The sequence below is a fragment of the Paenibacillus sp. ATY16 genome (assembly GCF_003399985.2).
GTDB lineage: Bacteria > Bacillota > Bacilli > Paenibacillales > Paenibacillaceae > Pristimantibacillus > Pristimantibacillus glycanilyticus.
This window is the reverse complement of record NZ_NMOK02000036.1, coordinates 14,198-37,050: the sequence shown is the minus strand read 5'-3', so window position 1 is coordinate 37,050 and position 22,853 is coordinate 14,198. Positions and strand designations below refer to the sequence as shown.

The following is a 22,853-nucleotide window of genomic DNA, read 5'->3' as shown; positions in this document are numbered from 1 at the left end:
GATCTTGGTACACAGACTATTTTACGTCATCCACTTCGTGCAACATAAAGTTCCGTAACGGCTCATTTACGTGCAATATGCTGCACTTCGTGCAAGGTAGCAATTAGTCTTCCCGTTATGCCGATGCCGGAAGGGTCATATACCCACCCGGCTTTTTTACGACCTCTTTCGGCCTGACCTCAAACGGCTTTAGACTCAACAGAATTGCGGGGATGGTAAGCTGGAGCTTTCCCCCTAAAGTCTCGTTATACTCTTTTCAAAAACTCCACGATGGTCAGAAGTCCTTTGTCGAAGTTCTCGAGGTTGAAGTGCTCGTTGGGAGCATGAAGATTCTCGTCCGGCAGGCCAAAGCCCATCATGATAACGGGCGCCGACAGCTGGCGGGAGAAGGTCTCGACGATCGGGATCGAACCGCCGTCCTTGGTAAATAACGCACGTGTGCCGTATACGGACTCGTATGCGTCCGCAGCCGTTTGCAGAAGCGGGATCGACGGATCCATATCGAAGGCGCGCGCTTTTTCGCCCGGCTTCACGGTTAACTTCACGCCCTGCTGCACGTTCGCGTGAAGATGCGCGATGATGGCATCCAGAATGCGCTGCGGATCCTGCTGGCCAACCAGGCGGCAGGTGATCTTCGCATGTGCCTCCTTCGGAATAACGGTCTTGGTGCCTTCGCCTTGGAAGCCGCCCCATACGCCGTTCAGCTCGAGCGTTGGACGGGCGCCGGTGCGCTCTACAAACGTATAGCCTTCTTCTCCGTACAAGCTGCCGAGTCCAAGCGTTTTCTTCAGCTGCTCTTCGTTGAATTTCTGTTTCTCGAACTCTTCGTGCATGGCTGCCGTCAGCTCGGGAACGCCTTCGTAGAAGCCTTCCACCGTAATGCGGCCTTGCTTGTCATGCAGAGATGCCAGCAATTCAACCATCGCATGGAGCGCATTTGAAACGCCGCCGCCGTATGTACCCGAGTGCAGGTCCGTGTTCGACGCGTTAATGGTCAGCTCGAGGGAGCAAAGTCCGCGCAGACCCGTCGAGATGGCAGGTTTGCCTTTTTCAATAAGGGAAGTATCCGAGATCAGCACGGCATCGGTTGCGAGCAGCTCTTGCTTCTCGTTCAAGAAAGTCAGCAGGCTAGGGCTTGAAATCTCTTCTTCGCCTTCGATGCAGAACTTCACGTTAACCGGGAGCTGCAGCTCTTGTTTCAGCAAGGCCTCAACAGCTTTGATATGCAAGAATACCTGCCCTTTATCGTCCGTTGCCCCGCGCGCATACAGCTTGCCGTCACGTTCGGTTGGTTCAAATGGAGGCGTCTCCCACAAATGAAGCGGATCGACCGGCTGCACGTCATAATGGCCGTAGACAAGGACCGTTGATTTGCCCGGCGCATGAAGATGATCGGCATATACGATCGGATGTCCGGCCGTCTGATGAATCTTTACGTTCTCAAGGCCAGCTGCCTCAAGCTTGCCTGCCACCCATTCGGCCGCTTTAACCATGTCCTGCTTATGCTCAGACAGCGCCGAAATGCTTGGAATTCTCAAAAACTCTTTAAGCTCCTCCAGCTGCTGCTCTCTACGTTCCGAAAAATACGATTCATAACTCATTGTTTATGTACCTCCCAAAAAGAATGATCACACGAACAACCAGGATTAGACGGCTCGTGTTGATTCTTACTTCGTAAGCTTATGCTCCATAACGGCTTCAGGCTAAAAAAGCCTAATCCAAGTATACGCTTCCGGACAGTCAAAAAAAAGGCAGCCACGCCCAAGGGGCAGAAGCTGCAGTCAAACGTTATTTATGAAGCATGTGGAAGACTTGTTCCACGTCTTTATCGCCGCGGCCGGACAGATTGATAATGATGATTTCGTCCTTGCTCATGGTTGGTGCCAGCTTTTTCGCGTGGGCAACTGCATGCGCGCTTTCAAGCGCAGGGATAATGCCCTCCGTACGGGACAGCTCCTGGAACGCTGCTAGAACTTCTTCGTTGCTTACCGTAACGTATTCCGCTCGGCCGCTGACTTTCAAATGGCTGTGCTCCGGTCCGATGCCCGGATAATCGAGACCTGCGGCGATGGAGTACGTTTTTCTAGGATTGCCTTCCTCATCGAGCAGCACGAGGCATTTGAAGCCGTGGATGATGCTAGGCACGCCTTCGGTCAAGGTTGGAGCTTGATCCGGTTCAACGCCGATTAGGCGTACGGATGGCTCGTCAATGTAGTGGGCGAAGGCGCCAATCGCATTGCTGCCGCCGCCAGCGCAGGCGATAACGGCATCCGGAAGACGGCCTTCCTTGGCCAGAATCTGACGCTTCGATTCTTCGCTGATGATCGATTGGAAGTGCTTGACCATCGTTGGGAACGGATGCGGGCCTACGGCCGAACCGAGGAGATAGAACGTGTTTTTATAGTTGGCAACCAGATCGTTCAGCGCTTCGTCAACGGCATCCTTCAGGCGTCCTTGACCTTTGTCTACCGGCACGACGGTTGCGCCAAGCAGCTCCATCCGGAATACGTTCAGCGCCTGACGGCGCGTATCCTCCGCGCCCATATAGATGACGCAGTCCATATTAAACATCGCGCAGGCGGTTGCCGTTGCAACGCCGTGCTGGCCGGCGCCGGTCTCGGCAATGACGCGTTTGGCGCCCATTCGTTTGGCGAGCAGAATCTGGCCAACCACGTTATTGATTTTGTGAGCGCCGGTATGGTTCAAGTCCTCGCGCTTCAGATAGATTTTCGCGCCGCCCCAGGCGTTCGTCAGCTGCTCGGCGTAAGTCAGCGGATTTTCGCGGCCGACGTATTCCTTCAGATAATAATCCAATTCTTCCTTAAATTCCGGATCATCCTTGAACTTGTTGAATTGCGCGCTTAAGTAGTCCAATACTTCCTTCAGCTCGGGCGGGACAAAGCTGCCACCGAATTCTCCAAAATATCCTTCAGCTACTTGTTCTTGACTCATCTTCTGAAAGCGCCTCCAATACTAGAGTTGATCTACTTATTCAAACCTTATCGTAGCATATAATAGGACAAATTTCTTGTTAAAAATAGGAAGGCGGCAGATTGGGATATTCCATTTTCGTTCACATTTATTTACAATTATTCATTGCGCTTTAGAGTAATTATGATTACTATATAAAGTAAGGAGGTGCTAAAAAATGGAGGAAGAGCTACAGCTTAACGTTCCGCTATTGCGCCGTCGCGTACCCAATCTTACCTCCGCGGCACGGACAGCCGGTCTTCGGGCAGCAACCGTCTCCAATCTCTGTACGGGGAAAATACCCGTCGGCCGCGCGGAGGTCCGCACTTTGGTTGCTTTAGCCGCATTGGCAGGTTGCAGTCTTGATGAACTCATTATTCGAGGGAGCGGGATGAGGATGATCGAAACCGGAATTAAAGCGCTGGATTTGCTCGCACCTGTCGTGCGGGGCGGAACGGTTGGTTTTGTGGCCAGACCCAATATGGGGCAGCTTGTGTTGTTGGCCGAATTTATGCACCGGATGAACAAACGGGGTTATACGACGATTTTTTGGGATCCGGGTACCGATGCTCCGGGCATTAGCCATGTCAAAGATCAATCCGAATACGTACTTGCAACAAGGAATGACATATACAAACAGATCGTTAAGCTCCGCGAAGAGAAGGATATTTTGCTGGGCGTTGACCGCAGCACCGTATTAAGCGGAGAGCTTTTCTCGCTCAAGGAAAGCTTGAAGGAAGCGGGTGCCAGACCAATCACGGTTGCGTTGGTCGATATGGCTTACGCGGTTGCGGACGATTCGGCTGCAGAAGCTTACGGGCCGCTCGATACGTTATGGCGATTCGATTCGGATTTGATCAGCCGCGGCATTTATCCGGCTATCGATCCTATTACTTCCACCTCGACGATCTCGGAAGGCAATTACTTGGATGCGGCGCATCTTGCGCTGCAGCAACGCGCCCGCAAGCTGCTTCGCCGTTATAGAGAGCTGCGATTGATTGTCACCAAGCACGGGCTTGATAAAATAACGGATTCCGATTCGCAGCTGTATAGACGGGGGGAGAGATTGGAGTCTTATCTGGCTCAGCCGTTTTACGTCTCGGAGCCTTATACGAATAAGGCCGGCGAATGGCTGTCCCTGTACGAAACGTTGGAGGACGTGAAGCGGATCCTGGACGGCGAGCTGGATGAGACGGAAGTCTCCGAGCTGTTTTTCAAAGGGAAGCTTGTGGTTAGAACCTAGCATGTTAAAAAGGCTGAACCTTGGGGTTCAGCCTTTAACCTTTTTCTTAAGACGTTTGTTTATCGAACTGGTTAAACATCCTGTAATAGATTACCGCGGACAGCACGGCAAGCACGGTCAGAAGGGCAAACGTTCCGTCATAACCGATCCATTCGCTAAGCGGAATGGAGATCGGAGCCAGCGTTCGCCCAAGCGTAAACCGCAGGCTGGAAGCCGCGAAATATTGCCCGCGCATATGCTCCGGCGCCAGCCGGGATACAAACGTCTGCTGCGGTCCGGCTGTCATCAGCTCCGCAAGCGTAAATACAACAATCGCCGCGGTCAAGCCCCAGAACGTGGACATTTGACCAAACATCGCAATTCCGGCCGCGTATAGCAGCGCGCTTCCGATGAATACAAAGCGGTCGCGGAATTGCAGCATCCATTTGGTTACGGCAACCGTAAACAAGGCGACAAACAATCCGTTCTCCGATACGATGAGTCCAAAAAGCTTCTCGCCGGACAATTGGAAGCTCCAGTTCCCGTAAGCGAGTATCGTAGTCGAGTCAATCGTCTCTTTCAGAAAGACGGGGAAAAGCAAATCCAGCTGCATAAAGGTCTGGGCTAACAGAACACCGGCTATGATGAACAGCAGGAATACGCGGTCCGAGGCAATAACCTTATAATCCTGGAGTTGCGCCGCCACTGCTGTATACCACGGCTTGCTGCCGCTGCGCTTCTCTTGGAGCATGTCCGCCGAAAGCGTCTCTCTTGTAAAAGAGGCAAGCAATACGGCAACAAGCAAGCAGACTGCACACGCTGCAAACAAGATGACGGAAGGCGAATCCAGAAAGAAGGAGGCGCCGATCAACGGGCCGATGACAACAGCCATATTAACCGCCGTGTAAAAGACGGCGAAGACACCGGAACGGTGCTCCTCCGGTACAACGTCCGCTACCATGGCCTGGCTGGCCGGCCAGTACAAGGTGCCGCATAAGCTGGCAAGGCTGAAGCCGATAAAGCCAATGGCGGGGGCATCCAGCCATGGAGCTGCGCTAAAGGCGAAAATGCCGTAACCAACGGCTTGTCCGCTGGCTGCGAACACCATGATCTTTTTCCGCCCAAGCCGGTCCGCGAAATAACCTCCGAATAAGTTAACGAGCACGGATAAAGCCTGCGACAGGATGAGCAGGATACCGGTCCAGCTTTTGCCGAAGGATTGCGCGAAATAGATCGACAGATACGGGTAGAACACCCAAAAGATAACGTTGAAGCAGGTCTCTCCTAATAGCCGGATTTTTAAATTCCGGTCCCAATCTCTAATTCTCATGTTGTCCTGATCCTTCTAGTTGTGATAGTCAATCTTCCCATCATACTGTTCCTCTTATGCCGGAGCAAGTGGTGCAAAAAGGAATCGTTGCGGGCCCATACAACAGGGGACTATAATTGTATGAAAATAACATTATGAAATAGGGGAGAGATGAGCCGATGAGTCAATCCGGTATAAATCCAATCCTGCTGACTATACCCGAAAGCTTTGAGAGCGCTCGGCTCCTTATTCGTGCTCCTTTATTTGGAGACGGTGCGGCCGTTAACGAGGCAGTAGTGGAAAGCATTGAGGAGCTGCGCCCATGGATGCCTTGGGCGAACCAAATTCCTACGATAGAAGAGTCTGAGATTGGGATCAGAAAGTCCCGGCTCGAATTTCTGGAACGGACGGATATGCGGCTGCTTCTTATTCATAAAGAAACCGGTCAATTAGTTGGCAGCAGCGGGCTTCACCGGATGGATTGGCAGGCACGGAATTTTGAAACCGGCTACTGGGTAAGGACATCTTGCGCTGGGCAGGGTTACATATCGGAAGCGGTGGAGGCGATTACGGAGTTCGCTATCCATCAATTAGAGGCTAACCGGATCGAGATCCGCTGCGATTCGCGCAACACGAAAAGTGCTAGAGTTGCCGAGCGGTCCGGGTTTAAGCTTGAAGGGATTTTGCGCAGCGAAAAACGCGCCAAAGACGGTTCGCTGCGGGATACGATGGTTTTCTCGAAGGTTCGAGGCGTGGAGTATGGAATACGGATAGATGCATAAAAGAGCAAGAAGGCAGCGGCCCCAGACTTGTAGTTCAAGTCCGGGATCCGCTGCCTTTTCGTTTTATCATTTTGCCGGAGGAATGCTTTGAGGGTTGTTAAACACGTTTTGCGGGTCGTATTTGGCTTTCACTCTGCGCAGTCTCGCGAAGTTCTTGCCGTAATAGACGGGACCGGAGCATTTAATGCCTTGGTCCGGCACGTTGATATAGGACCCTACGATAAACGGCTGCAGCTTCTTCCTGGTGTTGCGGGCCAGGGCAATATTTTTAGCCGCATGCGACGGTTTTACCCATGAGCTGTTCCATTCCACGTAATATTGCGGATCGCGCCAATAGAAGGCGGTAGCCCTAGGCGCAATTTTTCTAATCGCTCCTCCCCAGTTGAGGAAGAAGAAGCCGGCAGGAGTTCCTCCTTCGGCCTTTTCCAGGAACCCGCGCATATATTTAAACGCCTTATCCGGGAACGGACGTCTGCCGAAACCGCTGGAGAATTGGTTGCTGAACTTCTGTGGAAGGATGGGATCAGGAGCCAGCAGAAACTTGGTTGCTTGCAGCCAAGGAAGAGACTGGATGTCCCTCTTGGTCGTTGTTCCGACGCTTAAGATAGGCCGCAGGAATTTAAGGGCTTTCTTTTTGCAGCCCAGGTAGACACCCAGCATACTGACATTTCCGCCTTTTTTCGGACCGATCGATAATTCGCTGCCCAGCTTGGTGCTGGTGAAAGGCGCCCATCGCTGCCAGGCTTTGACGACTTCCTCGAACTGCTCCCACGGCCAAGTGATACTGAATACGGTCGCCCGAACCGGAGCGCGTCTCACTTTAAATTTGTACTTCGTGTATACGCCAAAGTTACCGCCGCCGCCGCCCCGTGAAGCCCAGAGCAGATCGGAGTTGCGTTTCTTGCTTGCGCGAATGATTCTGCCTTTGGCATCAACCATTTCCAGAGCTAGCAGATTGTCGCTGATAAGCCCGGTCGTCCGTTGCAGCGGACCAATTCCTCCTCCGGGGGTGATGCCTCCGATGCCGACGGAAGGGCTGTCGCCAAATGGCGCCATGTAACCCTGCCGCGCAAGCGTATCTACGATTCTTCCTACGCGGTTACCGGTCTCGACAACGGCGGTATTGCTTTTTTTATTCAACGTAATCTTCTTCAGTTCGCTTGTATCGATGACGAGTCCGCCGTTTACTTGCGACAAGTTAGTTTCCAGGGCATGCCTGCCGCTTCTCGGGCGGATCGGCACCTTATGCTCCCGTGCCCATTTGATGGCGTTTGCTACATCACGCGTTTTTTTCGCAAAAACAAATACTTTCGGAAACCGGTCCGTATGAGGATCCCAGTTCTTTCGAGCGGTCTCGTAACCGGGATCACCTTTGAAAATAACTCGCCCCGTAAGCTGTGTCTTGGCTTTCACGTATCCATCTCCCTATGAATGAATGGCTATCATTCGCTTGTTAGTCCATTTTTTAGGCAGGTACGCTATAGCGTATGAAGGCGGTTTGCAGCGGGTATAGGCGAACGTATGTAGTAGAAGATTAAAAATTCGTTATTCGATAAATTACCCGGGAAATTGACACGGCTGTCCTTAGGGATGGCTATTTTTGTTGAAACATTAGGAAATTAGTTCCATGCAATCATGCCTTTGCAAAGAAAAATATGGTAACATAGCTGGATAAACTTTGAAAGGATAGGAGTAGTATGACTTTTCGCACGCGTATTCTCTCTGTTGCAGGCGGACTGTTTTTTGCAACGATATTCGCAGCTTCCTTTGCAAACTCATGGAGCTTCTATGATTCGGTATTAAAAATGATCGCAGCGTTTATAGCGGCGGCAGTAGTGACCCTGCTTGTTATTCATTGGGCAATTACCGGTCTCAGCCGGAAAGCTTTCCTGGTAGTATTCCTCTTTCTTGGCTTCGTTTGTCGAGTGATCTGGATTGTATGGAATCCGGCGTTGCCGGAATCGGATTTTCTATTTATGTATAATGCGGCACAAGCGGCGGCTTCGGGGGACTTTGCTTTTAGTGATTCATCTTACTATATCAGCTTTCCTTATCAGCTTGGGTTTACGATGTATGAGGCCGGAGTCATTAAGCTTTTTGGAGATCATTTAATCCTTTTTAAGATCTTGAACGTCTTGTTTAGCATGGGAACCGCCATTGTCCTTTATCTTTCCGCTTCGAAAGTATTTCATGAAAGCTGCGGAAGAATCGCGGCTTTGGTGTACCTCTTTTATATTCCGAATATCCTGATGTGTTCGGTGCTGACGAACCAGCATATATCGGTGTTTTTATTTATAGGGGGATGCTTTTTGCTTCTTAAAGGCAGGGACCGGGTTATCTATTGGGTGCTTGCCGGATTAGCGATTGGCTTAGGGCATCTCATGCGTCCCATTGGAAGCGTCTATTTGGCTGGTGTCATATTATTTGTTCTTTTAATTATATGGCAGCAATGGCGCGGCTCTATCAAAAGACAAGCGGCGAGTACGGCAGGCAAGCTTGGAGCCTTGATAGCCGTGTATTATTTGGTGCAACTACTAGCCAACATTTCGCTGACTTCGTCTCATGTTACCGAGCATTCGTTATTTGGCGGAGAAAAATATTGGAAGTTTATGGTGGGGCTTAACGCGCAGACAAACGGAAGCTGGAATAAGGAGGATGCTGACTATACGAACCAGTATTCTTTTGGCGAGGAGCGTCATCAGGCGGAGCTTGTAATCATAAAGGAACGTCTCGAAAATAAAAGCGAGCTCATCGCTTTATTTGGAAGAAAGCTTGTCCATATGTGGGGTTCTTCGGATTCTTCGCCTTATTGGAGCCTGCGGGGATTAGACAAATGGAAATTGGAGACTAGCCTTCACCAGTGGGAAAGACCGCTGTATGTGCTGATGAGCGCATTTGGTATTGTGAGTATGGTTGCTTTATGGCGAACAGGTAAAGGGCATGAGGCATTATTTTATTTAATTCTCTTATTGCTATATATCGGAGCGCATTTGCTGGTAGAAATTCAATCCCGGTACAGGCTCGACTTTATCCCCATACTGATTCTTTTGCAAAGCTATGGAGCCTATCAGGTGTATAGATGGGTTCAAGGTAACCGATCAGCGGCTATGGACAAGCGCTGGGAAAGAGAACTTGGAGCTTAAATAGTAGCTTCATTCAGTTGCTTCATTTCGAATAAAGATTCCCTTCTACCTGAATTTACGGTAAAGTGTCAGATAGAATCATACAGGGGGATGAATAACATGGAGTATAACCGCGGGATCCAACCATAAATAAGGTGGTTGTACGTGGCAGCCACCAAATCATGAGATAAAGGTGGTCATTTATTTATGGCAAATAAACAATACGAAATCATTAAGCGTCTTCCGACGGTGCAGGAGCATAAAGCTTTATGGGAAGCTGTAGGTTGGGGGAGCATTCATATAGAAATGTCCGGGCAATCGATTGCAGGCTCGCTTTATGGCGTGGTAGTCGAGCTTGAAGGCGAGGTTGTCGGAATGGGACGGATCGTTGGCGATGGGGCCATGTACTTTTACATCCAGGATGTGGCGATCGCGCCGGAGCACCAGAAAAATGGCCTAGGAAAGCTTATCGTAGAACAGCTGCTGGACTATATCAAAGAACGCCGCCATGAGAACGGGCTGGCTTTTGTCGGGCTGTTTGCCTCTTATGGCAATGATGCATTTTACGAGCAGTTTGGGTTCAAGGATCATTCCCCGGGGATGACGGGGATGTTTACGGTGTTTGAATAGATAGCAGCGGGAAAAAGATGACTCTTTTTGGGTCATCTTTTTTTGAAGGATTTGTTTTCAATTAATATGACTGGTGTCCGTCTTTTTGTATAAAATACCCATATAGGATGTCCTTCATTTGATAGCTCCTGGAGGGAAGCGGTCTGTTGAACACTAAAGCGATGAAGCGAATAAAGTACAAGTTTCTTTTCAGAAGAGCAGTAGAAGGGGAGCTCTTTTATCTAGTCTTTATGTTAGGTGCCTATTTGTTGTTTCATAGAGAGTTCGACTACTACGACTGTTTTGCTGGCGCGGTAATGGGGATCATTTTTGGACAGATGAATTGGAAAGATAAACAGAAACGGGTTCATGCCGAGGTTGTCAGGTCAAACTTAGGAAATGTTCAATGTCCTTGCTGCGGTTACTTTACGATCTGCAGAGATGATGAAGTTTTAGCAGATATTTGTGAAGTTTGTTATTGGCAATATGATCTTATAGCGCACGAAAAGCCTCATATAAGCATTGGGGCAAACAAGCTGTCACTAAATGAAGCTATTAAAAATTATAAAAAGCATGGCGTTTGCAAAGCGATATTTAAACACTTAGTTAGAGAGCCGATCGCAGAAGAATTACCCGAGAATAATGTGGTGAGTGAATGAACGACGAGTATTATTGTAAGTTATTAGATCAGACTGTTGAATTAGGGGTATGCATGGACATTAATTTTGAGAGAGAAAGATTGTTCATGGCGGATACTCTAATCAAATTAAACATTCAGAGGGATAAGGCACATTCGGTATGTTCGACTTGTCCCTATTGTCCAATTGAGGAAGCTGTGACAAGGCAAGGAAGGATTAAGAGATGGATACAGCAATTGTTTTCGCTTTAGCGAAAGATCGGCATAATTTTAGTGTATATACGAAGGAGTCCTTGGACAATGTTTGAGGTTGGGGCTTTGAGAGAGTGGATGCTTGCAAATGATCTCGAATCGAAATTGTATTCAGCATTTTGGAGAAGCTTTGAACACTACAAAGTAGAGGAATCTGCTGAGTTCGGTGGAGTTTTTCCTAATTATGACTCAACTTATCTTGAGCTCAAGATTGATTCGGTATCAATAAAGTTTAGTAATAACTATCCTGATTTTGATTACAACCATGTCGTTGCAACGCTTAATATGGAGTACTCTGATCATGTAGTCGGGTATTATAAACTCTTCATTAACTTTGATGGCACAGTGGATGATGATATGTTTGTTATTTATTGATGGATTGAAAAACCGGCCGTCCCCTGGACGACCGGTTTCCTTTTACCCTACAACGCCTTCACGTTTGCGGAAGAAGGACTTCAGGGCGTTATACACTTCGCCTTTCTCGCGAATGACGTAGTACATGAAATGCTGCATATTAATATGCTTATACGCGGACATTAGCGTACTCGAGCGGTTGTACTGGTTCACTTCGCCGTAGCCGAACAGGTTGGAGCGCTTGAGCAGCTCGCCGATCAGCTTGACGCAGCGCTCGTTGTCGCTGGTCAGGTTATCGCCGTCGGAGAAGTGGAACGGATAGATGTTGTACATGCTTGGCGAGAACCGGCTGTCGATAATCTCGAGCGCCTTGATGTAGGCTGATGAGCAGATCGTACCGCCGCTTTCGCCGCGAGTGAAGAACTCTTCTTCGGTTACTTCCTTCGCTTCGGTGTGATGGGCAATGAATACGATTTCGACTTTCTCGTATTGATGCCGCAGGAAGCGGGTCATCCAGAAGAAGAACGAACGGGCTACGTATTTCTCGAAGGAGCCCATGGAGCCCGATGTATCCATCATGGCAAGGATAACCGCATTGGATTGCGGACGCACAATCTCTTCCCAGGTCTTGTAGCGAAGATCATCCGGCGAGATGCCGTGAATGCCCGGCGTGCCGGAGGTAGCGTTGCGCCGCAGGTTTTCCATGATCGTCCGCTTCTTGTCGATGTTCGACATGATGCCTTTTTTCCGGATATCGTTGAACCGGATTTCCTTCGTCTCGAGCTGATCCTTATCCTTCTGGCGAAGGAACGGAAGCTCTAATTCCTCGAACAGCATACTCTCCAGCTCAGCCAAGCTGATCTCCGCTTCGATAACATCCTCGCCGGGCTGATCGCCGGCGCCTTCGCCCTTGCCGGGACCTTTGGCCGCTTGCGGATCGACGCCTAACACGTCGCCGACCTGGCTGTCGCCGTCTCCTTGACCTACATGTTTATTTTTATTGTAGTTATACACAAATCGGAATTCGTCAAGGCTCCGAATCGGCACTTTGATTACTTGCTTGCCGTCAGACATGACAATGCTTTCTTCAGACACGAGGTCGGGCAAATTTTGCTTAATGGCATCCCGGACCTTCTGCTGGTGCCTGGCTTGATCCTGGTAGCCTTTACGATGCAGCGACCAATCCTCCTGAGATACAACAAACAGTCTATCTTCTGCTGAACCCATTTCGGAGCACCTCCTTGCACAGTTTTTTTGGGTTTGTTATTCAATATATTCAAGTCCTCCCCGGATATGTGAAGCAAAAGTTGCCCGATTCTAGCAAACTTCCAAATAATCCGCCAAAATGTAACAAGGACAGCCCATTCAGAAAGGTGAGAAATGGGCTCGCTTTATCGGTTATAATGTACTTTACATATGTAAGTGCAGAACCATGCTTACGAAGTAAGAATTGCCACAAAAAGCATGTGGCAATTCTTTTAAGGAGGTTCACCATGTCAAACTACTGCAGACTGCTGATCGTGGACGACGAAGCTTTGATCCGGCAAGGGATCAAGCATTATATGAACTGGGAGCAGGAAGGTTTTCAGATCGTGGGCGAGGCTTCAAACGGGAAAGAAGCGCTTGAGATGATCGCGGAGCTGCAGCCTCATATCGTGCTGACGGATCTTGTTATGCCGATTATGGACGGCGAAGAGCTGACCCGGCAGATCAAGCTGAAATACCCGGATATTGAAGTTATTGTCCTTAGCAGCTTCGGAGATTTCGATTACGTACGCTCCACCTTTCAAAGCGGCGTACGCGACTATATATTAAAGCCCAAGCTCGACACCGGCCATATGCTGAACGTGCTGAAAGCCGTTGCCGATAAAATTCCGTCCCTGCAAGGGGAAGAGCCATTCGCGAATCAAGGTCCAACCATCGACACGGTGCTGGAGAAGCTGTTATCCGGTTACGAGATGGATGCCAAGCAGGTTGAAGCGGAGCTAGGCGACCATTTTCCGCATAGCGCCTTCTGCCTTCTGGGCGTGGACTTCCGAGGAATGAATGTAACGAAGGAGCAGGCGAATGCCATCCGGCAAACGATGGAAGGCGAGCTGGATAAACAGGCAGTCCATGCCGACCAGCTGGTCTACCACGTGCTAAAAGCCGAAGCGCCTATGATTCTGCTGCTCCTTAATCTGGATTATACGATGCTAAGCCTGCTGCCTTACTGGGGAAGAACGATGGCGAGCTCGATCAATCAGCTGAAGCTGGATGTGGCGGTTGTGGTAAGCGAGCCTTTCTCGGCGATTACCGAGCTGGAGCAGTCCTATAAGGCTAGTCTGCTGAAAATGATGGATTACGCCTTTTATTTCCCGGACAAGCATCTATTATTGTTCCATGAGTTCCCGGAAGCCGGGCAAGCGGCAGATCCGTTTAACTTGAACAGCTTTACGGAATCGTTCAAGCGCGAGCGTTTTGATACGGCATTTGATTATTTGCTGGATCATCTCGAAGCGTTCAAAACAAACTATACGACGGATGTTTTTGAGTTCAAGTCGTTTCTGAGCAATGTTATTTTTAACATTACCGTGCTGCTCGGCAATATGAACTACAGCACGCAGCAGCTGGAGACGAAGAAGTATTACTACTTCAAAGCTATTGAAGAGTCGCGGAACGCCAATGCGGCGGCAGAGCTGCTGACGGCGTTTATCGGAGAAGCGAAGCTGTGCATTGCCGAGAAAGCCGAGCAGTCCGGCAATGCCAACATGAAGCGGCTGCTTGATTACATTCACGAGCATTATGCCGAATCGCTTAATTTGACGGAGATGGCGAAGCATTTTCATTTTAACCCGTCGTATCTGTCGAGCTATTTCTCTACCCATCATAACGAGGGCTTTGTCGATTATTTGCATAGGGTGAGACTGGAGAAAGCATCGGAGCTGCTGCGGGCAGGGGAAGCTTCGATTTCGGAGATCAGCGGGATGGTGGGCTATTCGGATCACAGCTATTTCTGCAAGGTGTTCAAGAAGCATACCGGACTGTCGCCAAGCCGCTATCGGCAACAAAACCTGAGATGAGTGAGTGATAGCTTTGAGTAAAATACTCGACCGATTCAAATATAACGGCCTCTTCGTGAAAATGTTCATCATTATGGTCGTGAGCATTGTGGCCGTATCGATTACGGCGACCTGGACAACGATGAACGTATCCAGCCGCGTATTTATGGAGACATTCAGTATTACCAATTCGAAAATTATCGCGCAGATCCGAAACGGTATGGATTCGTTTAATTATTCCATTGTGCTGACGGCGAACAAAATCTCGCAGAGCGGTACGATTAAGCAGTTTCTGACCGAAGGCAGCGGCGAATCGAACGTCATGGTGGGCAGTTATTTTCAGATGGGGCAGCAGATGAACAAGATTAAATCCAGCGTGGACGCCTATGAGGTAGGCATTACGGTAACAGGGGTGAACGGTCGTCGTTATTCGACGGACCGTTCCTATTGGCCGGTACCGGACGATGCTCTTGCGAACCATCCCATTACGAAGCGTTCGCTTGCGGAGCCTCGCAGGCTGATGTATTCCTATGACGACGCCGAAACCTCCGGTACGCCGGGCATCGAGCCTACGATTGTAGCCTCCAAGGCTTTGGTCGATCGCAGCGGAACCGTCTATGGAATGGTTTATTTTGCCGTTCGCGAGCCTTATTTCGCCCGGTTTTATGACAGCAATACAAGTCTAGGAAATGATGTGGCGGTCATCGACAGCCGGGGAACGATTGTATCCTCCAACCGCAATGACTGGATCGGGCAGCGTTCGCCGGATCTTCTTCAGTATGCGAAAGAGATCGACGAGAAGAACCTGGATTACAAGAATGCCGACATTATGGGGAAAGACCATCTTCTTTTATCGGAGTATATTGCCGGACTAGACCTATACATGGTGAACGTCATTGATAAGAAGCAGGTCCTGGGACAATTGACGGATACGAGGCAGATTACGCTTATCGTTATGGCGATTGTGGCCGCTGCGGTTATTATCGTGTTCCTCATTTCAAGACGGCTGACCAAATCGCTGACCCGGCTCGTGAAGCAGATTTCAACCATCTCGAAGTACGAATTCGACCGCCACGTGAAGGTGGACGGCAGCTATGAGACTCGCCAGCTTGGCCTTGCCTTTAATGCCATGATTGACGAGCTGAATGAATACGTAGACAAGCTGGTGGAGACGCAGAAGCAGCAACGCAATGCGGAGCTGGAAGCGCTGCAGCAGCAGATTAATCCTCATTTTCTATATAATACGCTCGCTTCGGTGAAGTTTATGGTCCAGCAGGGCAACAAGGAAAAGGCTGCCGAGACGATTAATGCTCTTATCTCGCTTCTGCAGAATGCCATCGGCAACGTCAGCGAGATGATTACGGTACAGCAAGAGCTCGACAATATGAAAAATTACGTCTTTATCAATCAGGTTCGTTACGGCGAGCGGATCCGCGTCAGTTACTTTATCGGTCCGGATTGCCTGGATTACCGGATTCCGAAGCTGATGATCCAGCCCTTTATCGAGAACGCCTTTTTCCATGCTTTTAATGATAAATCCGAAGGCTACATCTACATTATGGTTGCGCAGGAAGGCTCCGCCCTGGTCTGTGAAGTGGTGGACAATGGCGACGGCATGAATATTAACGGAGGAATCCCGAGCCAGGAGAACAAACGCCAGCTGTTCAGCGGAATTGGCGTGCGCAATGTAAATGACCGGATCAAATTGTTGTTCGGCGAGGAATACGGAGTTACCATAACAAGCCAGATCGGGGAAGGAACCCGGGTAAAAATTCGCATTCCGCTGCTCAAATCCAATAATGATCCAAATTTCTAAAGATTGTCCTAGTGCGAATAGACCACTTTCAAGCAACTCATAATAAAATGACAATTCGTTGTAAAGATCGTTCTAACGAGCGCCATGATGGGAATGCTATCATGGATTCGTAAGCCGGAAAACGCTTACAACACATATACAGATGCGGAGGTCTTGAAAGTGAAGAAATTAGTCACTGTACTTGCTCTTAGCGCGGTTGCATTGTCGGCTTGTTCGTCGGGCTCGGACAACAACAAAAACACCGCGAATACGGGTGCGGAAAACGGCGGCAAAGCTGCAAGCAAAATTACGGTTTGGGCATGGGATCCTAACTTTAACATCAAAGCGATGAACCTTGCGAAAGACGCTTATGCGGCAACGAACAAGGATTTGACCGTTGATATTGTAGAAAACGCTCAGAACGATATCGTTCAAAAGCTGAATACGGGCATGAGCTCCGGCACGACGAAAGGTCTGCCTAACATTGTACTTATCGAGGACTACCGCGCGCAAAGCTTCCTGCAAGCTTACCCGGACATGTTCTACGACTTGAGCAGCGTAATCAACCCTAAAGACTTTGCTGATTACAAGCTTGGACCTACAAGCGTTGACGGCAAATACTACGGCGTTCCGTTTGACTCCGGCGTTGCTGGTCTTTATGTGAGAACGGATTACCTCGAGAAAGCCGGCTACACCATTAATGATCTTCAAGACATTACTTGGGACCAGTACATCGATATCGGTAAAAAAGTGAAAGAAGCAACAGGCAAGGACTGGATCTCCCTTGATCCGAACGATCTCGGTATCATCCGCATGATGATTCAATCCGCTGGTTCGTGGTACCTGAACGAAGACGGCAAAACGCCTAACATTGCAAACAACGAAGCAATGAAAGAAGCGTTCGAAGTATACAAAAAAATGATGGATGCCAACATCGTGAAAATCCACTCCGACTGGAGCCAATTCGTAGCGAACTACAACAACGGTGACGCTGCATCGGTACCTACGGGCAACTGGTTCACGCCTTCCATCACGGCGGAAGCTTCGCAGTCCGGCAAATGGGCGATTGCTCCAATGCCTAAGCTTGCGAAAACGCCTAACTCCGTACACGCAACTAACCTTGGCGGCAGCTCGTGGTACGTTCTGAACGTTCCAGGCAAAGAGCAAGCAGCTGAATTCCTGAAAGCAACTCTTGGCTCGAACGTTGACCTTTACCAAAAACTCGTTACTGACGTTGGCGCAATCGGTACTTACAAACCGGCTACAACCGGCGAAGCTTACACAGCAGCTAACGAATTCTTCGGCGGTCAAAAAATCGTACAGGACTTCGCGAAATGGACGAACGAAATTCCAAGCGTGAACTACGGTATGCACACTTACGCAATCGAGGACATTCTGGTTGTGGAAATGCAGAACTACCTGAACGGCAAGAAGATTGACGATGTATTGAAAGACGCGCAAGCACAAGCAGACTCGTCTGTAAAATAAAGAGAGAAATTGACCTTGGAACATGGTCCTCCGCGTTCCGCCGCCATCTCTTAAGGCGTGCCCCGCGGGGCATGCTCCAAGGTCTTTATTATGAATGCTCAAGATAGGAAGGAGCTGGCTGCCGCTGTGAGTAAAGCAAAAGCAATGAATATTAAGGCGAAAACGAATGCGATCGGCTGGTCGTTTATAGCGATAGCGGTCATTATGATTTGCGCCTTTTATTTCTACCCGATGATTAAGGCACTGATGTTATCGTTCCAGACCGGAACCGGCACGAACCTGCATTATGTTGGTGGAGACAACTATGCAAGGCTGTTTAAAGACCAGACTTTTATTACCGCACTGAAAAACACGTTTATATTCCTGATTATCCAAGTACCGATCATGATCGTGCTTGCCATGTTTATCTCGGTATTGCTTAATGATAGCAAGCTGAAGCTTAAAGGATTTTTCCGTACGGCGATCTTCCTGCCGGCTGTAACATCGCTTGTTGCTTATTCCGTTATTTTCAAATACCTGTTCGGTAATGACGGCTTGATTAACTCTTTGCTGACTAATCTTCATTTGATCAGCGCCCCCATTCAATGGATCACTGACCCGTTCTGGGCTAAAATTACGATTATTATCGCCATCACATGGCGTTGGACCGGATATAACATGATTTTCTATCTGTCTGCCCTGCAAAATATCGATAACTCGATTTATGAAGCGGCACGGATTGACGGTGCTTCGGCCTTCCGTCAATTCAGCCAGATTACGGTACCGCTGCTTAAGCCAATCATTTTGTTCACATCGATCACATCAACGATTGGTACCCTGCAGTTGTTCGATGAAGTTATGAACATTACGAAGGGCGGACCTGGCAACTCGACCATGACGCTGTCGCAGTATATTTACAACCTTTCGTTTAAATATACGCCTGACTTCGGTTATGCCGCGACTGTCTCGTACGGCGTTGTTATTCTTATTGTAATCTTCTCGATTCTTCAGTTTAAACTGGCAGGTGATAAAAATGGCTAAACGGATTTTCACCTATGTATTCCTGAGCATTGCGGCCATTGTATCGATCTTCCCATTCATATGGATGATCATAAGCGCAACGAACAAATCGGTTGACGTAACGAAGGGGACTTTGCTGCCCGGCTCAAGTCTGGGCGCGAACTGGCACAAAATTTTGGATCAGGTTGATCTTGGGCAAGCCATGCTTAACTCGGCAAAAATCTCGATCTCGACAACGATCCTGGCCCTTCTTATTGCTTCTCTGGCCGGTTACGGCTTTGAAATTTTCCGCAGCAAAGCGAAGGACGTTGTTTTTAACATCCTGCTGCTCTCGATGATGATTCCGTTTGCTGCTTTGATGGTTCCGCTGTACCGTATGTTTGGTACGATTACGCAAAATATCCCGGCAATCGGGATCAATACGATGACGGCTGTCGTGCTGCCAACGGTAACGACCGCGTTCTTAATTTTCTTTTTCCGTCAAAGTACAAAGATGTTCCCGAAGGAAATGCTTGAAGCAGGTCGAATAGATGGATTAAACGAACTTGGCGTTTTCTTCCGCATCTATGTTCCAACCATGAAAACGACTTATGCGGCGGCTGCCATCATTACGTTTATGTCCAGCTGGAATAACTACTTGTGGCCGCTCGTTGTGCTGCAATCCCCGGAGAAACGGACGATTCCGCTCCTGATCTCGAATCTGGGCTCCAGCTACTCGCCGGACTACGGCGTGAACATGCTTGTTATTCTGATTGCGACGCTGCCAACAGCCATTGTCTTCTTCCTGATGCAAAAGCATTTTGTAGCGGGAATGACGGGATCGGTCAAATAGGCTCGCAAGTAATGAATCATCACGATAGCCCGTATAACGGGCTATTGTGGTGATAATTCATTAGCGTACGCTTTCGAAGTAATGAATCATCACGATAACCCGTGTAACGGGCTATTGTGGTGATAATTCATTTTAGGGAGGATTCATAAAGAATGAAAGCAACAAGGGCAGACATCAATTGGCTCAGCGATCCGACCGTTTACCGCGTAAACCGTCTGGATGCGCACTCCGATCATCGGTATTACCGTTCGATGGAGGAAGCGGAGGGCAAAGCGCCAATGGCGATGCGCCAGGATTTGAACGGCGGTTGGAAATTCAGCTACGCCGTAAATGCGGCAAGCCGAATTGAAAACTTCTATAAACAAGACTTTGATTGCAGCGGCTGGGATGATATAGAGGTGCCGGGGCATATTCAGATGCAGGGCTACGGCCAGCTGCAATATGTAAATACGATGTACCCTTGGGACGGTCTGGACGCTGTTCGTCCTCCAGCTATCCCGGTAGTCAGCAATCCGGTAGGCAGCTACGTGAAGCATTTCAGCAAGCCGGAATCCATGAACGGACCTGTCTATATTTCGTTCCAAGGCGTCGAATCGGCCTTCTATGTATGGCTGAACGGCGAGTTTGTCGGCTATGCGGAAGACAGCTTTACGCCTTCGGAGTTTGATCTGACTCCGTTTATCAAGGAAGGCGACAACAAGCTTGCGGTGGAAGTGTACCAACGCAGCTCCGGCGCTTGGCTCGAGGATCAGGACTTCTGGCGTTTCTCGGGCATTTTCCGCGACGTGTATCTGTATACGGTTCCGGAGATCCATGTTAGAGATATGTTTATCCATGCGGACCTCGACGACAGCTACAAGCAAGGTACGCTGAAGGTTGATCTGGAATTATTGGAGCAAGCCGGCATTGCCGGTGCTTCGGTGAGGCTTGAGCTGAAGGACGCGGAAGGCGTTGTTGCAGCTGCGGGCGAGGGGACTTTTGCGGACGGCAAGCTGTCGGTAACGGTTGATGCGGGCGAAGTAAAGCTGTGGAGCGCGGAATCTCCGTATTTGTACAGCGTATGCTTGTCCGTCTTGAATGCACAGGGTCAGCTGGTTGAAGCCATTGTGCAAAAAGCCGGCTTCCGCCGCTTCGAAATGATCGATAAAGTGATGCATATCAACGGCAAACGCATCGTATTCAAAGGCGTTAACCGCCATGAATTCAACGTACGCCGCGGCCGCGCCATTACGGCTGAAGACATGATCTGGGATATTACCACGATCAAAGCGAATAACATGAACGCCGTTCGTACCTCGCATTATCCGAACCAGACGTTGTGGTACGAGCTGTGCGACGAATACGGCATTTATCTGATCGATGAGATGAACCTCGAATCCCACGGCTCGTGGCAGAAGATGGGCGCGGTCGAGCCGTCCTGGAACGTGCCGGGCAATCTGCCGGAATGGCAGGGCTCCGTGTTGGATCGTGCGGAGTCGATGCTCGAGCGCGACAAGAACCATCCTTCGATTCTTATCTGGTCTTGCGGTAACGAATCTTATGCGGGCGAAGTGATTCTGAACGCAACGAAGTACTTCCATGCGAAGGATCCAAGCCGTCTTGTCCATTACGAAGGCGTGTTCCACAACCGCAAATACGACGCGACAAGCGACATGGAAAGCCGGATGTACGCCAAGCCTGCGGACATTATCGAATATCTGGAGTCCAATCCGTCCAAGCCGTACATCAGCTGCGAATACATGCATGCCATGGGCAACTCGGTTGGCGGCATGCATAAATACACCGAGCTGGAGCAAAAGTACCCGATGTACCAAGGCGGCTTCATTTGGGACTACATGGATCAATCCATTATGACCAAGGACCGTTATGGCAAAGAGTTCTTCGCTTACGGCGGCGACTTTAACGACCGTCCGACGGACTACAGCTTCTGCGGCAACGGTATCGTTTTCGCAGACCGAAAGGTAACGCCGAAAATGCAGGAAGTGAAGTTCCTGTACCAGAACGTGAAGCTAGTTCCTTCGCGTACGGGCGTTAAAGTGATTAACGAGAACCTGTTCGTGAATACAAGCGAGTGGGATTTGACGGTCCGCGTATACCGCGATGGCGTAGAAGTATTCGGCTGGAACGGTGAAACGTCCGTTGAACCGGGGAGCGAAGACGTTGTGCCGCTTTCGCTGCCGGCGGAAGCTACAAAGATTGCAGGCGAGTATGCGGTTCATGCCGCGCTTGTGCTCAAGCAGGATGAGCTCTGGGCAGAAGCCGGCCATGAAGTAGCCTTTGGCGAGTACGTATTCGAGGTTGCTGCCGAGGAAGCCGTACCAACAGGCTCGATTCGCGTTGTAGAAGGCGATGTGAACATCGGCGTTATGGGCGAAGGCTTCACGATCCAGTTCTCCAAAGGCGTTGGCTCGCTGGCCTCGATCCGTTACGGCAGCCGCGAGTTTATCGCAGCACCGCCGGTGCCGCAGTTCTGGCGCGCGCAGACGGATAACGATAAAGGTTACGCACATGGCTATGATGCCGGTCTGTGGTATGCGGCAAGCTTGGCGCGCAAATGCCTGAAGGTTGAGCTGGACGTTGCCGCGTCGGGCGACCGCGCAACGGTTGCGTTCGAATACGGCTTCAGCATTAGCGCCGACCTGCGCGTACGCACGACCTATACAGTATTTGCGGACGGAAGCATTGAAGTAAAGACTGATTACAAAGGTGCAGCCGGACTTCCGAATGTGCCGATTGTTGGCCTGACGTTCAAGCTGTCCGCGGACTATGATCAGACCGAGTGGTATGCCATGGGGCCGGAAGAGAATTATATCGACCGTGCTTTCGGCGCGCGTCTCGGTACGTTCAGCCGTGCGGTGAAGGACCTGCCAACTCCGTATCTGGTACCGCAAGAGACGGGCAACCGTACCGGCGTACGCCAAGTGCGCATCACCGACAGCCAAGGCTTTGGCCTGCAACTGAATGCTGCAGCATCGGCGCCGGTGGAATGCAACGTTTCGCCTTGGACGGCGTTCGAGCTTGAAAATGCCGCTCATTGGTATGAGCTGCCGCAGCCGCATTACACGGTTGTAACGGTTGCCGGCCGCCAAATGGGCGTAGGCGGCGACGACAGCTGGGGCGCTCCGGTTCATCCGGAATACCAAATCCCGGCGGATCAGGACCTGAGCTTCACGTTTACGATTTCGGCGGTTGACCGCTCTACGAAATAGAAGGTTGCAGGATAGAGGTTGTCCCTTTGGGACAGCCTCTATTTTTTTGCAGGGCTGCATGTCTAAATGAGAGACTGAAACTAGTCTATCAAGCCCAGAATGGTGCGTTCACGCCTGAAAGGCTGAAATTAGCCTAACAACTTGCGTAACCGCTCCTGCTCCACGGGTTCGATTGAGATCGTGCCACCCCACCTTTTCCCAGCCGCCGCACTGTACGAAATGCAGCATAATG

17 protein-coding genes are annotated in these 22,853 nt (G+C 49.8%); 12 read left to right on the top strand and 5 right to left on the bottom strand.

What is annotated here, in order from left to right:
* Positions 1-245: 245 nt before the first annotated feature.
* Together CFI03_RS20310 and trpB are read right to left on the bottom strand one after the other, a co-directional pair.
* The gene (locus CFI03_RS20310) at positions 246-1,601 is read right to left on the bottom strand and encodes a dipeptidase (RefSeq protein ID WP_248759040.1); all 1,356 of its coding nucleotides are present in this window, start codon (positions 1,599-1,601) and stop codon (positions 246-248) included.
* 187 nt (positions 1,602-1,788) lie between these two features.
* Entirely contained in the window at positions 1,789-2,952 is a 1,164-nt protein-coding gene (trpB, locus tag CFI03_RS20305; protein WP_248759038.1) for a tryptophan synthase subunit beta, read from the bottom strand.
* 196 nt (positions 2,953-3,148) lie between these two features.
* On the opposite strand from trpB, the gene CFI03_RS20300 reads away from it, so the two are divergent.
* Positions 3,149-4,213, top strand: coding sequence for a P-loop NTPase family protein (locus CFI03_RS20300; protein WP_248759037.1), 1,065 nt, complete (start codon positions 3,149-3,151; stop codon positions 4,211-4,213).
* Between the two features lie 46 nt (positions 4,214-4,259).
* Here CFI03_RS20300 and CFI03_RS20295 read toward each other — a convergent pair whose 3' ends face one another.
* Positions 4,260-5,522, bottom strand: a complete 1,263-nt coding sequence (locus tag CFI03_RS20295) for an MDR family MFS transporter (RefSeq protein ID WP_248759035.1) — start codon at positions 5,520-5,522, stop codon at positions 4,260-4,262.
* 158 nt (positions 5,523-5,680) lie between these two features.
* Between CFI03_RS20295 and CFI03_RS20290 the strand changes: the two genes are divergently transcribed.
* On the top strand, positions 5,681-6,283 hold the full coding sequence (locus tag CFI03_RS20290; RefSeq protein WP_248759033.1) for a GNAT family N-acetyltransferase: 603 nt from the start codon (positions 5,681-5,683) through the stop codon (positions 6,281-6,283).
* A gap of 66 nt (positions 6,284-6,349) precedes the next feature.
* Here CFI03_RS20290 and CFI03_RS20285 read toward each other — a convergent pair whose 3' ends face one another.
* Positions 6,350-7,696, bottom strand: a complete 1,347-nt coding sequence (locus CFI03_RS20285) for an FAD-binding oxidoreductase (protein ID WP_248759032.1) — start codon at positions 7,694-7,696, stop codon at positions 6,350-6,352.
* A gap of 284 nt (positions 7,697-7,980) precedes the next feature.
* Between CFI03_RS20285 and CFI03_RS20280 the strand changes: the two genes are divergently transcribed.
* The 4 genes from CFI03_RS20280 (at position 7,981) to CFI03_RS20265 (ending at position 11,278) form a co-directional block, all read left to right on the top strand.
* Positions 7,981-9,426 (top strand): glycosyltransferase family 39 protein, encoded by a 1,446-nt coding sequence (locus tag CFI03_RS20280; RefSeq protein WP_248759031.1) that lies wholly within the window; start codon positions 7,981-7,983, stop codon positions 9,424-9,426.
* 186 nt (positions 9,427-9,612) lie between these two features.
* Entirely contained in the window at positions 9,613-10,035 is a 423-nt protein-coding gene (locus CFI03_RS20275; protein WP_248759030.1) for a GNAT family N-acetyltransferase, read from the top strand.
* Between the two features lie 146 nt (positions 10,036-10,181).
* A complete protein-coding gene (locus CFI03_RS20270) occupies positions 10,182-10,673 on the top strand; it encodes a CPCC family cysteine-rich protein (protein ID WP_248759029.1) in 492 nt (163 codons plus the stop codon).
* Positions 10,674-10,951: 278 nt separating this feature from the next.
* Complete coding sequence (locus tag CFI03_RS20265) at positions 10,952-11,278, top strand: hypothetical protein (protein WP_248759028.1); 327 nt, start codon at positions 10,952-10,954, stop codon at positions 11,276-11,278.
* 42 nt (positions 11,279-11,320) lie between these two features.
* Here CFI03_RS20265 and yhbH read toward each other — a convergent pair whose 3' ends face one another.
* Positions 11,321-12,484, bottom strand: coding sequence for a sporulation protein YhbH (gene yhbH / locus CFI03_RS20260; RefSeq protein WP_248759027.1), 1,164 nt, complete (start codon positions 12,482-12,484; stop codon positions 11,321-11,323).
* A 266-nt stretch (positions 12,485-12,750) separates the two neighbouring features.
* Between yhbH and CFI03_RS20255 the strand changes: the two genes are divergently transcribed.
* The 6 genes from CFI03_RS20255 to lacZ all read left to right on the top strand — a co-directional run bounded on the left by CFI03_RS20255 (position 12,751) and on the right by lacZ (position 22,621).
* Positions 12,751-14,319, top strand: coding sequence for a response regulator transcription factor (locus CFI03_RS20255; protein ID WP_248759026.1), 1,569 nt, complete (start codon positions 12,751-12,753; stop codon positions 14,317-14,319).
* Between the two features lie 13 nt (positions 14,320-14,332).
* Positions 14,333-16,114: a sensor histidine kinase gene (locus CFI03_RS20250; protein ID WP_248759024.1), complete on the top strand. Its 1,782-nt coding sequence runs from the start codon at positions 14,333-14,335 to the stop codon at positions 16,112-16,114.
* 159 nt (positions 16,115-16,273) lie between these two features.
* Complete coding sequence (locus CFI03_RS20245; RefSeq protein ID WP_248759023.1) at positions 16,274-17,581, top strand: ABC transporter substrate-binding protein; 1,308 nt, start codon at positions 16,274-16,276, stop codon at positions 17,579-17,581.
* Positions 17,582-17,725: 144 nt separating this feature from the next.
* Positions 17,726-18,601, top strand: coding sequence for a carbohydrate ABC transporter permease (locus CFI03_RS20240; protein ID WP_127493186.1), 876 nt, complete (start codon positions 17,726-17,728; stop codon positions 18,599-18,601).
* On the top strand, positions 18,594-19,412 hold the full coding sequence (locus CFI03_RS20235; RefSeq protein WP_201008643.1) for a carbohydrate ABC transporter permease: 819 nt from the start codon (positions 18,594-18,596) through the stop codon (positions 19,410-19,412). The genes CFI03_RS20240 and CFI03_RS20235 overlap by 8 nt, the downstream gene beginning before the upstream one ends.
* 152 nt (positions 19,413-19,564) lie before the next feature.
* A complete protein-coding gene (lacZ, locus tag CFI03_RS20230; RefSeq protein ID WP_248759022.1) occupies positions 19,565-22,621 on the top strand; it encodes a beta-galactosidase, LacZ type in 3,057 nt (1,018 codons plus the stop codon).
* Positions 22,622-22,853 lie beyond the last annotated feature (232 nt).

Excerpts from the sequence above, each read along its gene's own strand:
- yhbH (WP_248759027.1), bottom strand. The coding sequence starts at position 12,484 with ATGGGTTCAGCAGAAGATAGACTGTTTGTTGTATCTCAGGAGGATTGG.
- CFI03_RS20265 (WP_248759028.1), top strand. The coding sequence starts at position 10,952 with ATGTTTGAGGTTGGGGCTTTGAGAGAGTGGATGCTTGCAAATGATCTC.
- trpB (WP_248759038.1), bottom strand. The coding sequence starts at position 2,952 with ATGAGTCAAGAACAAGTAGCTGAAGGATATTTTGGAGAATTCGGTGGC.
- lacZ (WP_248759022.1), top strand. The coding sequence starts at position 19,565 with ATGAAAGCAACAAGGGCAGACATCAATTGGCTCAGCGATCCGACCGTT.
- CFI03_RS20310 (WP_248759040.1), bottom strand. The coding sequence starts at position 1,601 with ATGAGTTATGAATCGTATTTTTCGGAACGTAGAGAGCAGCAGCTGGAG.
- CFI03_RS20255 (WP_248759026.1), top strand. The coding sequence starts at position 12,751 with ATGTCAAACTACTGCAGACTGCTGATCGTGGACGACGAAGCTTTGATC.
- CFI03_RS20300 (WP_248759037.1), top strand. The coding sequence starts at position 3,149 with ATGGAGGAAGAGCTACAGCTTAACGTTCCGCTATTGCGCCGTCGCGTA.
- CFI03_RS20275 (WP_248759030.1), top strand. The coding sequence starts at position 9,613 with ATGGCAAATAAACAATACGAAATCATTAAGCGTCTTCCGACGGTGCAG.
- CFI03_RS20290 (WP_248759033.1), top strand. The coding sequence starts at position 5,681 with ATGAGTCAATCCGGTATAAATCCAATCCTGCTGACTATACCCGAAAGC.
- CFI03_RS20235 (WP_201008643.1), top strand. The coding sequence starts at position 18,594 with ATGGCTAAACGGATTTTCACCTATGTATTCCTGAGCATTGCGGCCATT.
- CFI03_RS20280 (WP_248759031.1), top strand. The coding sequence starts at position 7,981 with ATGACTTTTCGCACGCGTATTCTCTCTGTTGCAGGCGGACTGTTTTTT.
- CFI03_RS20240 (WP_127493186.1), top strand. The coding sequence starts at position 17,726 with ATGAATATTAAGGCGAAAACGAATGCGATCGGCTGGTCGTTTATAGCG.
- CFI03_RS20295 (WP_248759035.1), bottom strand. The coding sequence starts at position 5,522 with ATGAGAATTAGAGATTGGGACCGGAATTTAAAAATCCGGCTATTAGGA.